This window comes from Streptomyces mabaensis (genome assembly GCF_053763515.1).
The window spans coordinates 70,333-83,333 of sequence record NZ_JBSOPZ010000009.1; the positions used below are offsets into that span (position 1 = coordinate 70,333).

The following is a 13,001-nucleotide window of genomic DNA, read 5'->3' on the forward strand; positions in this document are numbered from 1 at the left end:
CCCGGCTTGCGGACAGGCCGGGGAACCCGAGGTTCCACACAGAACCCTCACAGTCTCGGCTCCCGCTCGTGTCTGCGGGCCGCATAGCCTGCGGGCGCCATGGATTACTGCCACGCGTGCCGGAGGCACCTCAACGGCGCCCTCGCCTGTGCCGGGTGCGGAACCCCCGCTGAGGAACTCCGGCGAACCGATGCCGTAGAGCCCGCGGTTCACCACGACTTCGATCTGGGAGTCGTCGAGCCGGCGGGCCACCACCGTGCCTCCCCGCGGCCCGCCGCGACGCGGACGCGGCGGAACCCCGGGCGGGCGGCCGCGCGCTCGCGCCGCCGGCGGAACCGCAAGGTGATGCTCGGCTCGCTGGGGCTGGTCCTCGCGGCCGGCGCGCTGAGCCTTGCCGAGCTGGCGATGGAGGAGCCCGGCGAGGACCGGGCCTCGACCGTCGTACAGGAGGACGACGTGCTGCCGGACCCGCCGGTGATCGAGCCGTCGGGGATCGACGAACCCGAGCCCGTCGAGGACGTGACCGACGAACCGACGGTCAGGTCGTCGGGCAGCGCCGACGCGAGCGCTTCCGCGCCGGCGGGGCCGGGCCCCGCGGAGTCCGCCGAGGTCCTGGAGAGCCCGTCCGCCGTCCCGTCGTCCCAGGCACCGGACCCGGGTCCGGACCCGGATCCCGGCCCCGAGCCGGACACCAGTGAGTCGCGGGGCGGCCCCCGCCCCTCCTCGGACCCGAAGACGCCCAAGCCGGCTCCGCCACCGCCTCAGGCCGACCCCGAGCCGGAGCCGGAGCCGAGTGAGACCTGCGTCCGCTTCCTGTGGTGGTGCGCCTGACCGGGACCGGCTGAGGGCGGGTCGCCCCGCCCCCCGGCTCAGGCCAGCATCCGCTTGAGCAGGTCCCGCAGTACCGTCCGCTCGTCCACCGACAGCCCGGCCAGCGGCTCGCGCGCGAAGTCCAGCGAGTCCCTGAGCCGGGCCGCCGTCTCTCTGCCCTCGGCGGTGGGGGCCGCGAGCTTGATGCGGCGGTCGGCGGGGTCGGGGCGGCGCTCCACCAGGCCGCGCGCTTCGAGCCGGTCGACGATGCCGGTGACGTTCGACGGCTCGCACTTCAGTTTCTGCGCGATGCGGCGCATGGGCATCGGTTCGATGGACAGCAGTCCCAGCACCCGGGCCTGGGCGCCGGTGAGCTGGTGCTTGCCCGCCGCGTGGTCGTACTCCTCGTAGTAGCGGGCCACGACGGTGCCGATGAGCTCGACGACCTCGAGGGTCAGGGGATCTGTACGAGTGGCCATGGGGACCAGCGTACCGAGTTACTTGACAACATGAAATATCTAGGCGCATGGTTGTTTCACGTTGCGAACCATTAGCTGCGTGAAGTACCCCCGAAGGAGGCCGCACCCCCATGTCCGCACTCCCCACCACCAGCCGCGAATGGCACCTCGTCGCCCGTCCCCAGGGCTGGCCGTCTCCCGACGACTTCGCGCTGCGCGAGACCCCGGTCGCCGAGCCCGCCGCCGGCCGGATCCTGGTCCGCAACCTCCACATGTCCGTGGACCCGTACATGCGCGGCCGGATGAACGACGTGAAGTCGTACGTTCCGCCCTTCAAGCTCGACCGCCCGATGGACGGCGGCGCGGTCGGCGAGGTCATCGCCTCGAACGCGGACGGGTTCGCCGTCGGTGACCACGTCCTGCACGGCCTGGGGTGGCGCGAGTACGCCGATATGGATGCCAAGTACGCGACTAGTGTCGACGCCTCGCTCGCCCCGCTCTCCGCCTACCTCGGCGTGCTCGGCATGCCGGGCCTGACCGCCTATGCCGGCCTCTTCGAGGTCGCCTCCTTCAAGGAGGGCGACGCCGTGTTCGTCTCCGGCGCCGCGGGCGCGGTCGGCAGTCAGGTCGGCCAGATGGCCCGGCTGAGGGGCGCCTCGCGCGTCATCGGCTCGGCCGGCTCCGACGAGAAGGTCAAGCTGCTGATCGAGGAGTACGGCTTCGACGCCGCCTTCAACTACAAGCAGGGCCCCGTAGCGGACCAGCTGCGCGAGGCCGCCCCCGACGGCATCGACGTCTACTTCGACAACGTCGGCGGCGACCACCTGGAAGCGGCCATCGGCTCGCTGAACGTGCACGGCCGGGCCACGCTCTGCGGCGCCATCGCCCAGTACAACGACACCGAACCCGCCCCCGGCCCGCGCAACCTCGCGCTGGTCATCGGAAAGCGGCTGCGACTGCAGGGCGTTCTCGTCGGTGACCATGCCGCGCTGCAGCCCCGGTTCGTCCAGGACGTCTCCGGCTGGCTGCGCTCCGGCGAGCTCAAGCACGCCGAGACGGTCGTCGAGGGCATCGAGAACGGCGTGGACGCCTTCCTCGGCATGCTCCGCGGCGAGAACACCGGCAAGATGATCGTTTCTCTCACCCGATAGTCTCAACCCAGCCGCCGCGATCGTGGGCGCGAGTCGCGGCGAACCACAGGAGGAAGCTGCTACATGTCCATCGAGAACATAGCCGTCGCGTACACCGCCGTCGCCACCGCCGAGAACGGCCGTGACGGCCGCGTCGCCAGCGACGACGGCAAGCTCGAAGTGATCGTCAACCCGCCCAAGGAGCTCGGCGGCAGCGGCAACGGCACGAACCCGGAGCAGCTCTTCGCGGCCGGCTACAGCGCCTGCTTCCAGGGCGCCCTGGGCGTCGTCGCCCGCGCGGAGAAGGCCGACATCACCGGCTCGACCGTGACCGCGAAGGTCGGCATCGGCAAGACCGAGGCCGGCGGCTTCGGCCTGGAGGTCGCGATCTCGGCCAGCATCCCGAACGTGGACGAGGCCACCGCGAAGGCCCTGGTCGAGAAGGCCCACCAGGTCTGCCCGTACTCCAGCGCCACCCGCGGCAACATCAAGGTCGAGCTCTCCGTCGTCTGACGCACAGCGCCGAACCGTACGTACGGGGGCCGCATCCCGATCACGGGGTGCGGCCCCCGTCGCGTCGTCCGGCCATCAGCCGCCGGTGTGCAGCAGTGCCCGCCCGGCGGACGGGTCTGGGGATGCCCACGTGTACCTCCGGGGGAGGGAATGATCCGTACGCGGGGTCTTGCACGGTTCAACTGCTGGGCAACAAGAGGGCCTTCACGCCTCGCCGGCCACCGTGGCCCCGGCCAAGATCCGCCGGACAGGCCCTGAGCGGGTACGCGGCCTCCGGATAGGCTGGGCGCATGCGTGATCTCGGGACGGGCTTCGGCTATCTGATGAAGGGCCAGCGCTGGGTCGGCCGGCACGGCCGCTGGTTCGGCTTCGGCCTGCTGCCCGGGCTGGTCGCCCTGGCGCTGTACATCGGCGCGCTGGTCGGGCTCGGCTACGGCGCCGACGACCTCAGCGCCTGGGCCACCCCGTTCGCCGACGACTGGTCCTCGCCCTGGCAGGGCCTGTTCCGCGGCTTCCTGACCGCCCTGGTCTTCGCGCTCGGCCTGTTCCTGGCGGTGATCACCTTCACCGCGGTGACCCTGCTGATCGGCCAGCCGTTCTACGAGTCGCTCTCCGAGCAGGTCGACATCGCGGAGGGCGGCACCGCCCCGGAGTCCGGACTTCCGCTGTGGCGCGAGCTGTGGATCTCCGCCCGGGACAGCCTGCGGATCCTGCTGCGCGTCGTCGGCTTCGGCATCGCGCTCTTCGTGCTCGGCTTTATCCCGGTGGTCGGCCAGACCGTGGTCCCGGTGCTCGGCTTCTGCGTCTCCGGCTTCTTCCTCGCCCACGAGCTGACGGCCGTGGCCTTGCAGCGCCGCCGCATCGACCAGAAGGCCCGGCTCGCGATGCTGCGCGAACGCCGCATGCTGGCCCTCGGCTTCGGCGTTCCGCTGGTGCTGGCGTTCCTGGTCCCGCTGGTGGCGGTGTTCCTCATGCCGGGCGCGGTGGCGGGCGCGACGCTGATGGCCCGCGACCTGGTGAACGACACCCCCGACACTCCCGGCGCGCGCGCCCCCGGCCCGGGCACGCCCCTCACCCTGGACAAGGGCGCGCGGACACCCCCTAGATCTTGACGGTACGCACGCGGTCGCCGCACAGCTGGGCGATGTCGTCCGGGTCCGAGGTCAGTACGACCACAGGACCCGGCTGTCGCACCGCGGTCGCGCAAAGGATCGCGTCGAGCGCGTACTTGTGACCGTGCAGGCGGGCCGCGCCGAGCATTTTCGACGCGTCGCGGGCGATCTCCTCGCTGACCGGTTCGATGTCGATGCGGGAGAGAACCCAGTCGAAGCGCGTCTGGTGGACACCCGGATGACGTGCCTCCACCGTGGTGACGGCGCTCGTGACGACATGCGCGCCGTGATCGCGCGCACGCCGGACCAGCAGGGTGACCTCCCGGCCGTCGTTGACCAGCTTCGACAATCCCTCGCAGTCCAGAACAAGCGTGCCGATCCGCTGCTGGGTCACGCGGCCGACCGCCCCTCGCCGAGCTGCTGCGAGGAGATGCCGAGCAGCGCGTCCGCCCGGGCGATCTCATCCTCGGTGAATTCGCCGTTGCGGATCTCGTGATCCTCGACGAGCTCGGTCAGCCGGTCCATGGCCAGCCGGTGGCGCAGCGCCTCGGTGACGTAGGCGGAGAAGCCGCCGGGCCCTACTTGGGCGCGGACGGTCTCGGCGAGGTCCTCGGGGATGCTGATCGAGTACTTGCGTGTGACGCTGCTCATACGAGGACCATACCACCAGCGGTAGCATGAACGTTCCTGCAGCCAGAGCCGCCTCAGCGGGGCCGTGATCGCCCCCGTCAGCCGGCCGCCCCGGCCGCCACCGTCACCACCGCCCGCACCTGGGCGATGATGTCCAGCCGGTTCCGTACGAACTCGGGGTCGGTGATCTGCGTGGTGTTCCCGGCACCGAACCGCAGCACCGGAGTGTGCACATGGCCGCCCGGCAGCGCGTCGAGGCCGAGGCGGTCCCGCAGCAGAGTGGCCCGGTAGGCGATCTCGTTCGAGAGGTAGTCGCCGCCCCCGCCCGCGCGCGCCGTGGAACCGGCCGTCGGTCCGGTGGGGCTGACCACGGGGCTGGTCGCCCCCGCCGGGATCTCGGTCACCGACGTGTTGTCGTACACCGGGAAGCGCCCGGTGTCCGCCGCGACGATGGCCTCGTACGGAAGGGTGGTCGTCGTCCACTGCGGCTGCGAGGCCGGGTCGGTGACCGGGACGGTCTCGGTGCGGGAGAGGTTCTGGTTGTCAGGGAAGCCGCCGCGCCAGGCGCCGTTGAACCGCTCGATGTCGATCCGGCCGACGCGCCCCTGACTGACCGTCGTGAACAGGTCCACCTCCGGGAGGTGGGGGAGCAGGGTCCGTTCGACCGTACCGTCGGCGAAGTCCTGCCAGCGCACCGGGAACACGGCCGTCTCGATACGGGCGGGGCCGTCGGCCGTACGGACGACCGTGCCGTCCAGCGCGAGCGCCGTGGCACCGGAGGGATTGCTGATGCGGATGTCCCGGTCCAGGGTGAACGGGTCGAAACCGGTGACCAGGATCCGCTTGAGGCCCTTGCCGTGCGGATAGCGGATCGAGTCCTGGCCGCGTGAGGTCCGCTCCAGCCGGCCCAGTAGGTGGGCGTGCGCCTCCTCGGACACCCCGAAGCCCGGCTGCCACTCCCGCAGCGCCTGCGTCATGCCCAGCCGGGCCCAGTACAGCGGCCGGTCGTCGTCCCGGCTCAGGTCGCCGCGCGCCGGCCCCCGGCCCTGCGCCCGGTCCACCGCCCGCTGCCACAGCCGTGCACCGTGCCGCGCCACGGTACGGTCCGCCTCCTCGTACGACCGTGCCGTACCCAGCGCCCGCGCGAAGTCCGGTGCCACGGCGTCGAATCCGCCACGCCGAAGGATCTCCCGCGGCACGGCCCCGGCCAGCCGCTGCTCCTCGACCGTGGGCGGAGCAGCCGGTTCCGCGGCTACCCCGGGCGGCGTGGCGCCGAACGCGAGGGCGGCGGAGGTGAGGAGCGCGACGCCGACTGCGGCCGGCCGGGCGGGTATCCGGAACACGAGGGTCCTTCCGTAGGGTGCCGGAAGTATCCCGGCCCCGCGGCGGCCGCGCCAGGGCCTGTCCGGCCAGGGGCCTCAGGGCGTGTCCGGCGGATCTTGGCCGGGGTCGCGGCGTCTGGCACGGCACCTCGCCGCGTTGCCGAAATGCCCGAATAGCTCCGCTATTAGGGCACTCCGGCGCCTTGCGATGCAGCTCCGCATCCAAGGGCCTGGAAAAGAGCGGAGACGGAGCGAAGCGCAGTGCACCAGACGCCGCGACCTTTCCGGCCCTGATCCGCCGGACACGCCCTACACCGGCGGCTGGTTCGCCGTCACGTTGCGGTAGGCCAGCTCCGCCAGCCTGCTCTGGCCGTTCTTGCTGGGGTGGAACCAGTCCCACGGGCTCAACTGCTCCCCCGTGAAGCGGTAGGAGAAGACCGCTCCGCCGTCGTACCGGCAGTACAGGTCCTTCCGGCACACGTCCCCGAGCACCTGGTTGTAGTCCATGACCCGCTGCCGCACCGCGTCGCGCCGCGCGGTCGCCACGCCGTCGGTGGCGTCCGCGTCCCCCAGCATCGCCGGGCAGAGCCCGAGCTTCCATATCTGCTTGCCCAGCGGATTGCCGCGCCCCTGCGACCACAGCCGCTTCAGGTCGGGCACGCTCGTCACGTACACCTGCGCCTTCGGCAGCTCGCTGCGCAGCGTGCTCATCGCCGCCTCGAAGCCGGCGCGGAAATCGGCCACCGGCGTCATCGCGGCGACCGAGTCGCGGCAGGCGTCGTTCGCACCGACCATCACCGTGACCAGTTCCGGCCGGTTCCCGACCGCGATTCCCATCTGGGCGGCGAGATCCTCCATCCGGGCGCCGGTCTGCGCGTGGTTCCAACTCCGGGTGGCGGCGGCCGAGTCCCCCAGCAGCCGCGAGGCGAGCGAGCGCACCTGCGCGTCCGTGCCGGTGGCCCAGGACGCCTCCGGGCAGTCCGCGAGCACCGAACACGCATCGAATCCCCGGGTGATGGAGTCACCCACAGCGGCGATCGAGCCCGGGCTCGGGTCCCAGCGCGGTACCGGCCGCGGGGAGGGCCGCGCGCTCGCGGCAGACCCCTGCCGGCTCTCGCCCCCGTCGTCCTCCCCGTCGCATCCGGCAAGTGCCCCGACCAGCACAAGCGCCGTCGCCGTCGCACCCGCGACGGCGGCGCGCCGTCGGCCGCCGCGCACACTCTCCCGCATCCCCTGGCCCCCTCGTTACCGGTTCGGTGGCGTCCTGCTGAGTGAAAGCTTGGTGTTTACCGCCCCCAGGACCGACGGTACGTCACACCTCCGCCCCCGGCGCACGGTAGCTTTTCCCCGTGGCAGCCACGCCACCCGGCTCCGGTAAATTACAACACGTCACATACTGTCCGTTTTCAGGAGATTCACTCCGGATGCTGTTTACTGTTGGTGACCTCGGGAGCGGTAAGGGATCGAGGCCGCTGGGGAAGGCGAACCTCGTCCCACACTGGAGGTCCCCGTGACGACACGTGGAGTTCTGTACGTACACTCCGCCCCGCGTGCGCTGTGCCCGCACGTCGAGTGGGCGGTAGCGGGTGTCCTCGGCGTGCGGGTGAATCTCGACTGGATCAGACAGCCGGCCTCGCCCGGCACCTGGCGAGCCGAGTTCTCCTGGCAGGCCGAGTCCGGCACCGCGTCCAAGCTGGCCTCCGCACTGCGCGGCTGGCATCTGCTGCGCTTCGAGGTGACCGCCGAGCCGTGTCCCACGGCGGAGGGCGAGCGGTACAGCTCCACGCCCGAGCTGGGCATCTTCCACGCCGTCACCGGTATCCACGGCGACATCCTGATCCCCGAGGACCGGCTGCGCGCCGCCCTGGCCCGCTCGGCCCGCGGCGAGACCGACCTCGAGGCCGAGATCGCCAGGCTGCTGGGCAAGCCCTGGGACGACGAGCTGGAACCGTTCCGCTACGCGGGCGAGGGCGCCCCGGTCCGGTGGCTCCACCAGGTCGTCTGAACCGTACGAGAAGGTACGGGACGCGGGACATACGCGAAGGCCCGCCCGGTGCACCGGGCGGGCCTTCACACGTACGGCCGGATCAGACCGAACGGAACGCCAGGACCACGTTGTGGCCGCCGAAGCCGAACGAGTTGTTGATCGCGGCGATCGTTCCCTCGGGAAGCTCCCGCGGCTCGCCGCGGACCACGTCCGCCTCGACCTCCTCGTCCAGGTCGTCGACGTTGATGGTCGGCGGGGCCGTCCGGTGGTACAGCGCGAGAACCGTGGCCACGGTCTCGATGCCGCCCGCGCCGCCCAGCAGGTGGCCGGTCATCGACTTGGTGGCGGAGATCGCGACATGGTCGAGGTCGTCGCCCAGGACCTTGCGCAGCGCCTTGATCTCGGCGATGTCGCCCTGCGGGGTCGACGTCGCGTGGGCGTTGAGGTGGACCACCTCGGACGGCTTCAGGCCGGTGTTGTCCAGCAGGTTCTGCACCGCCGCCGCGACACCGCGGCCGGTCGGCTCGGGCTGCGCGATGTGGTGGCTGTCCGCGGACAGGCCCTGGCCCAGCACCTCGCAGTACACCTTGGCGCCGCGCTTGGCGGCGTGCTCGGCGGACTCCAGCACCACGACACCCGCGCCCTCACCGAGGACGAAGCCGTCACGGCCCTTGTCGTACGGACGCGAGGCCTTCTCCGGCTCGTCGTTGCTCTTGGACATCGCCATCATGTTGGCAAAGGCCGCGATCGGCAGCGGGTGGATCGCCGCCTCGGTACCGCCGGCGACCACGACATCGGCCCGGCCGGTGCGGATCATCTCGACGGCGTAGCCGATGGCTTCGGCGCCGGACGCGCAGGCGCTGACCGGAGTGTGCACGCCCGCCTGGGCGTTGACCTCCAGGCCGACGTTCGCGGACGGGCCGTTCGGCATGAGCATGGGCACGGTGTGCGGGGAGACGCGGCGTACGCCCTTCTCCTTGAGCACGTCGTACTGGTCCAGCAGAGTCGTTACGCCACCGATGCCGGAGGCGATGACGGAGCCCAGCCGCTCCGGGGCGACGGACTCGTCCGCACCCGCCGGGGCGGTGAAGCCCGCGTCGGCCCACGCCTCGCGGGCCGCGATCAGCGCGAACTGCGCCGAGCGGTCCAGCCGGCGGGCCAGCGGACGGGGGAGGACGTCACTCGGGTCGACCGCCGCGGGCGCGGCGATCCGGACCGGGAGGTCGGCGAAGCGCTCGCCCTCGAGGGGCTTTACGCCGGAGCGCCCGGCCAGCAGACCTTCCCAGGTCGAAGCGCTGTCGCCACCCAGTGGTGTGGTTGCGCCGATACCGGTGACGACCACGGTGCGATTGGTCGAGCTCACAGGAATTCTTTCTCCACGTGTAGAGGGTGCTGAATTGTCACGGCGCCACCGCCGGGTGGCGACAAACGCTCGTCAGGCTTTAGGCCTTGCCGGCCTGGTGCTTCTCGATGTAGCTCGCGGCGTCGCCGACGGTCTTCAGGTTCTTGACGTCGTCGTCCGGGATCTTGACGTCGAAGCGCTCTTCGGCGGCGACGACGACCTCGACCATGGACAGCGAGTCGACGTCCAGGTCGTCGGTGAAGGACTTGTCCAGCTGGACGTCCTCGACCGGGATACCGGCGATCTCGTTCACGATCTCGGCGAGACCGGCGACGATCTCTTCCTGAGTGGCGGCCATGTGGGCGCTCCTTCGATATGTAGCAGAGAGGGTGTGCAACGTCCGGAAGATCCGGTGTGCCTAGGGGAGGGTAACCACCGTCGCGGCGTAGACGAGACCCGCCCCGAAGCCGATGACGAGCGCGGTGTCGCCGCTCTTCGCCTGCCCGGTCGCCAGAAGCCGCTCCATCGCGAGCGGAATCGAGGCGGCCGAGGTGTTGCCGGTGGTCTCCACGTCACGGGCGACCGTGACGTGCTCCGGCAGCTTCAGAGTCTTCACCATCGAGTCGATGATCCGCATGTTTGCCTGGTGCGGAATGAAGACGTCCAGGTCGTCCGAGGTGATCCCGGCCGCGTCCAGCGCCTGCTGGGCGACCTTCGCCATCTCGAACACGGCCCAGCGGAAGACCGCCTGGCCCTCCTGCGTGATGGCCGGGAACTTCGCGACCGTGCCGTCGCGGTAGCTGTCCCACCCCACGGTCTGCTTGATGGTCTCGGACTTGTCGCCCTCGGAGCCCCAGACGGTGGGGCCGATGTGCGGCTCCTCGGAGGGGCCGACGACGACCGCGCCCGCGCCGTCACCGAACAGGAAGGCCGTCGCGCGGTCCTCCAGGTCGGTCAGGTCGGAGAGCCGCTCCACGCCGATGACCAGGACGTACTGCGCCGAGCCCTCGACCACCATGCCCTTGGCGAGCGTCAGGCCGTAACCGAAGCCGGCGCAGCCCGCGGAGATGTCGAACGCGGCGGGCTTGCCCGCACCGATCTTGTCCGCGATCTCGGTCGCGACGGCCGGAGTCTGCTTGAAGTGCGAGACGGTGGAGACGATCACCGCGTCGACCTGCTCGGGCGTGATGCCCGAGTCGGCGATCGCCTTGCCGGAAGCCTCGACGGACATCGCGGCGACGGTCTCCTCGGGGGAGGCCCAGTGCCGGGTGGCGATGCCGGAGCGGGAGCGGATCCACTCGTCGGAGGAGTCGATCGTTTCGAGGATCACCTCGTTGGGCACCACGCGCGTCGGCCGGTACCCGCCGACACCCATGATCCGCGCGTACGGAGCGCCCTTGCTGGGCTTGATCTTCGACATGCTCTCGGGGCTCCTTAGGCGGCGGAGTGCTCGGCGATGAGCGCGCGAGCCGCGTCGAGGTCGTCGGGGGTCTTGAGCGCGACCGTCTTGACCCCGGGCAGGGCGCGCTTGGCCAGACCGGTCAGCGTGCCGCCGGGGCAGGCCTCGATCAGCGCGGTGACCCCGAGCTCCTTGAAGGTCTCCATGCACAGGTCCCAGCGGACCGGGTTGGAGACCTGGCTGACCAGGCGGGCGACGACCTCGGCGCCCGTCTCCACGATCTTGCCGTCGGCGTTCGAGACGTACGTCAGCATCGGGTCGTCGACGTCCAGGTGCTGCGCGGCCTTGCCGAGCTCCGCGACCGCCGGAGCCATGTGCTCGGTGTGGAACGCACCGGCCACCTGCAGGGGTACGACGCGGCGCACGCCCTCGGGCTTGTTCTCGGCCAGCGCCGCGAGCTGCTCCGCCGTGCCGGCCGCCACGATCTGGCCGGCGCCGTTCACGTTGGCCGGGGTGAGGCCGAGCTTCTCCAGGTGCGGGACGACGACCTCGGGCTCGCCGCCGAGCAGGGCGGACATGCCCGTCTTCGTGACGGCAGCCGCCTCGGCCATGCCGAGTCCGCGGGTACGAACGAACTGCAGCGCGGCCTCCTCGGTGAGGACACCGGCGTAGGCGGCGGCGGTGATCTCGCCGACGCTGTGGCCGGCGACGACGTCGAACAGCTCACCCTCACGGTCGACGGCGGTCTGCAGCGCCTCGGTGGAGAGCAGGGCCGCGGCGACCAGCAGAGGCTGGGCCACCGACGTGTCGCGGATCTGGTCCGCGTCGGCCTGTGTGCCGTAGTGGGCAAGGTCGAGCCCGATGGCGTCGGACCAGCCGGCGAGGCGGTCGGCGGCGCCGGGGAGTTCGAGCCAGGGAGTCAGGAAGCCGGGCGTCTGGGCGCCTTGGCCGGGAGCGACGAGTACGAGCACCCTCACACTCTCTCTTGTGGACGGTCCGCGGCGCCCGTGGGGACAGGGACGAAGAACCGTCGGGGGAATTGTTGGTGTCCGACAAAATTCTAGGGCTGCGGATCTCCGTCGGCCAGACGCCCCAGGATCAGGGCGATCCGCAGGGTGAAGGCGGATCGTACATCGGAGGGTGACCAACCGGTGACGTCTGTCACACGTCGGAGCCGGTAGCGCACGGTATTGGGGTGAACGAAGAGCATCCGGGCGGCGCCTTCCAGGCTGCTCGCCTGCTCCAGATAGACACTCAGCGTCTCCAGCAGCGCCGAGCCCGCCTCCTCGAGCGGTCTGTAGATCTCCTCCACCAACTGCTCACGCGCAGCAGGGTCGGAGGCGATCGCGCGCTCCGGCAGCAGATCGTCCGCGAGAACCGGGCGCGGAGCGTCCTGCCAGGCGGAACACGCCTTGAGCCCGGCCGCCGCGGCCTGCGCGGACTTCGTGGCCGCCAGCAGGTCCGGTACGACGGGGCCGGCCACCACCGGGCCCGCGGCGAACGGACCGATCAGAGCCTTCGCGACCTGGAGCGGGTTGTCGCTGCCGCCGGCGACGACGACCAGCCGGTCGCCCAGCACCCCGGTCAGCACCTGGAGTTTCGCGTGCCGGGCAGCCCGGCGGATGGCCTCGACGGTCAGTTCGCTGTCCCCGTCGGGGGCGGTGCCGAGGACCACCGCGACATGCTCGGGGGAGTTCCAGCCGAGCGCCGCCGCGCGGGACAGGGCCCCTTCGTCGGCCTCGCCGGACAGCACCGCGTTGACGACCAGGGACTCCAGACGGGCGTCCCAGGCGCCCCGCGCCTCGGCGGCCTGTGCGTACACCTGGGCGGTCGCGAAGGCGATCTCCCGGGCGTACACGAGCAGCGCCTCGCGCAGGACCGACTCGTCGCCCGGCGCCGCGACCTCCTCGATCGCGGACTCCATCACCTCGATCGTGGTCCGCACCATCTCGACGGTCTGGCGCAGGGTGATCGCGCGGGTCAGCTCGCGCGGAGCCGTACCGAAGACGTCGGTGGAGATCGCCTGGGGAGTCTCGGGGTGCCGGAACCACTCGGTGAAGGCGGCGATACCGGCTTGGGCGACCAGGCCGATCCAGGAACGGTTCTCCGGAGGCATCGCCCGGTACCAGGGCAGCGTCTCGTCCATGCGGGCGATCGCGTTCGCGGCGAGCCGGCCGGACGACTTCTCGAGCCGGCGGAGGGTCGCGGTATGCGGATGGGCCACGGGCGCTGCGTGATGCTGCTCAGGATCGGGTTGGGGCACGTGGACAAGACTGCCTTATCGGAAGGGCTGCGCGG

General features: G+C 71.1%; 15 protein-coding genes. 5 read left to right on the forward strand and 10 right to left on the reverse strand.

Going from position 1 to position 13,001, the window contains the following annotated elements; genetic code table 11:
• Positions 1-99 precede the first annotated feature (99 nt).
• Positions 100-831: an SCO2400 family protein gene (locus tag ACWV17_RS10105; RefSeq protein WP_455359364.1), complete on the forward strand. Its 732-nt coding sequence runs from the start codon at positions 100-102 to the stop codon at positions 829-831.
• A 38-nt stretch (positions 832-869) separates the two neighbouring features.
• On the opposite strand, the gene ACWV17_RS10110 is transcribed toward ACWV17_RS10105, so the two are convergent.
• Positions 870-1,289 (reverse strand): MarR family winged helix-turn-helix transcriptional regulator, encoded by a 420-nt coding sequence (locus ACWV17_RS10110; protein ID WP_455359365.1) that lies wholly within the window; start codon positions 1,287-1,289, stop codon positions 870-872.
• Positions 1,290-1,399: 110 nt separating this feature from the next.
• On the opposite strand from ACWV17_RS10110, the gene ACWV17_RS10115 reads away from it, so the two are divergent.
• The 3 genes from ACWV17_RS10115 (at position 1,400) to ACWV17_RS10125 (ending at position 4,023) form a co-directional block, all read left to right on the forward strand.
• Complete coding sequence (locus ACWV17_RS10115; protein ID WP_455359366.1) at positions 1,400-2,419, forward strand: NADP-dependent oxidoreductase; 1,020 nt, start codon at positions 1,400-1,402, stop codon at positions 2,417-2,419.
• A 63-nt stretch (positions 2,420-2,482) separates the two neighbouring features.
• The gene (locus ACWV17_RS10120; protein WP_455356252.1) at positions 2,483-2,911 is read left to right on the forward strand and encodes an organic hydroperoxide resistance protein; all 429 of its coding nucleotides are present in this window, start codon (positions 2,483-2,485) and stop codon (positions 2,909-2,911) included.
• A gap of 290 nt (positions 2,912-3,201) precedes the next feature.
• Positions 3,202-4,023 carry an EI24 domain-containing protein gene (locus ACWV17_RS10125; RefSeq protein ID WP_455359367.1) on the forward strand — a complete coding sequence of 274 codons (822 nt, stop codon included), beginning with the start codon at positions 3,202-3,204 and terminating at the stop codon, positions 4,021-4,023.
• Here ACWV17_RS10125 and ACWV17_RS10130 read toward each other — a convergent pair.
• The 4 genes from ACWV17_RS10130 to ACWV17_RS10145 all read right to left on the reverse strand — a co-directional run bounded on the left by ACWV17_RS10130 (position 4,013) and on the right by ACWV17_RS10145 (position 7,205).
• Positions 4,013-4,417 carry a DNA-binding protein gene (locus ACWV17_RS10130; RefSeq protein ID WP_455356254.1) on the reverse strand — a complete coding sequence of 135 codons (405 nt, stop codon included), beginning with the start codon at positions 4,415-4,417 and terminating at the stop codon, positions 4,013-4,015. The genes ACWV17_RS10125 and ACWV17_RS10130 overlap by 11 nt on opposite strands.
• Positions 4,414-4,674, reverse strand: a complete 261-nt coding sequence (locus tag ACWV17_RS10135) for a hypothetical protein (RefSeq protein WP_455359368.1) — start codon at positions 4,672-4,674, stop codon at positions 4,414-4,416. Before ACWV17_RS10135 ends, ACWV17_RS10130 begins: the two co-directional genes overlap by 4 nt.
• 77 nt (positions 4,675-4,751) lie before the next feature.
• On the reverse strand, positions 4,752-5,996 hold the full coding sequence (locus ACWV17_RS10140; RefSeq protein ID WP_455359369.1) for a pyroglutamyl-peptidase I family protein: 1,245 nt from the start codon (positions 5,994-5,996) through the stop codon (positions 4,752-4,754).
• 288 nt (positions 5,997-6,284) lie between these two features.
• On the reverse strand, positions 6,285-7,205 hold the full coding sequence (locus ACWV17_RS10145) for an SGNH/GDSL hydrolase family protein (protein ID WP_455359370.1): 921 nt from the start codon (positions 7,203-7,205) through the stop codon (positions 6,285-6,287).
• A gap of 280 nt (positions 7,206-7,485) precedes the next feature.
• Between ACWV17_RS10145 and ACWV17_RS10150 the strand changes: the two genes are divergently transcribed.
• Positions 7,486-7,980, forward strand: a complete 495-nt coding sequence (locus ACWV17_RS10150; protein WP_455356258.1) for a DUF3145 domain-containing protein — start codon at positions 7,486-7,488, stop codon at positions 7,978-7,980.
• Positions 7,981-8,062: 82 nt separating this feature from the next.
• Here ACWV17_RS10150 and fabF read toward each other — a convergent pair whose 3' ends face one another.
• From fabF to ACWV17_RS10175, 5 genes are all read right to left on the reverse strand, one after another.
• A complete protein-coding gene (gene fabF / locus ACWV17_RS10155) occupies positions 8,063-9,325 on the reverse strand; it encodes a beta-ketoacyl-ACP synthase II (RefSeq protein ID WP_455356259.1) in 1,263 nt (420 codons plus the stop codon).
• Positions 9,326-9,404: 79 nt separating this feature from the next.
• Positions 9,405-9,662, reverse strand: coding sequence for an acyl carrier protein (locus ACWV17_RS10160; protein WP_455356260.1), 258 nt, complete (start codon positions 9,660-9,662; stop codon positions 9,405-9,407).
• A gap of 60 nt (positions 9,663-9,722) precedes the next feature.
• Positions 9,723-10,724, reverse strand: a complete 1,002-nt coding sequence (locus tag ACWV17_RS10165; RefSeq protein ID WP_455356261.1) for a beta-ketoacyl-ACP synthase 3 — start codon at positions 10,722-10,724, stop codon at positions 9,723-9,725.
• Between the two features lie 14 nt (positions 10,725-10,738).
• The gene (locus tag ACWV17_RS10170; RefSeq protein WP_455356262.1) at positions 10,739-11,674 is read right to left on the reverse strand and encodes an ACP S-malonyltransferase; all 936 of its coding nucleotides are present in this window, start codon (positions 11,672-11,674) and stop codon (positions 10,739-10,741) included.
• An 89-nt stretch (positions 11,675-11,763) separates the two neighbouring features.
• Positions 11,764-12,966: a PucR family transcriptional regulator gene (locus ACWV17_RS10175; RefSeq protein ID WP_455356263.1), complete on the reverse strand. Its 1,203-nt coding sequence runs from the start codon at positions 12,964-12,966 to the stop codon at positions 11,764-11,766.
• Positions 12,967-13,001 lie beyond the last annotated feature (35 nt).

Bases quoted from the DNA above. Each gene is read 5' to 3' on its own strand.
- ACWV17_RS10125 (WP_455359367.1), top strand. From the start codon at position 3,202: ATGCGTGATCTCGGGACGGGCTTCGGCTATCTGATGAAGGGCCAGCGC.
- ACWV17_RS10160 (WP_455356260.1), bottom strand. From the start codon at position 9,662: ATGGCCGCCACTCAGGAAGAGATCGTCGCCGGTCTCGCCGAGATCGTG.
- ACWV17_RS10135 (WP_455359368.1), bottom strand. From the start codon at position 4,674: ATGAGCAGCGTCACACGCAAGTACTCGATCAGCATCCCCGAGGACCTC.
- ACWV17_RS10165 (WP_455356261.1), bottom strand. From the start codon at position 10,724: ATGTCGAAGATCAAGCCCAGCAAGGGCGCTCCGTACGCGCGGATCATG.
- ACWV17_RS10105 (WP_455359364.1), top strand. From the start codon at position 100: ATGGATTACTGCCACGCGTGCCGGAGGCACCTCAACGGCGCCCTCGCC.
- ACWV17_RS10145 (WP_455359370.1), bottom strand. From the start codon at position 7,205: ATGCGGGAGAGTGTGCGCGGCGGCCGACGGCGCGCCGCCGTCGCGGGT.
- ACWV17_RS10110 (WP_455359365.1), bottom strand. From the start codon at position 1,289: ATGGCCACTCGTACAGATCCCCTGACCCTCGAGGTCGTCGAGCTCATC.
- ACWV17_RS10120 (WP_455356252.1), top strand. From the start codon at position 2,483: ATGTCCATCGAGAACATAGCCGTCGCGTACACCGCCGTCGCCACCGCC.
- ACWV17_RS10115 (WP_455359366.1), top strand. From the start codon at position 1,400: ATGTCCGCACTCCCCACCACCAGCCGCGAATGGCACCTCGTCGCCCGT.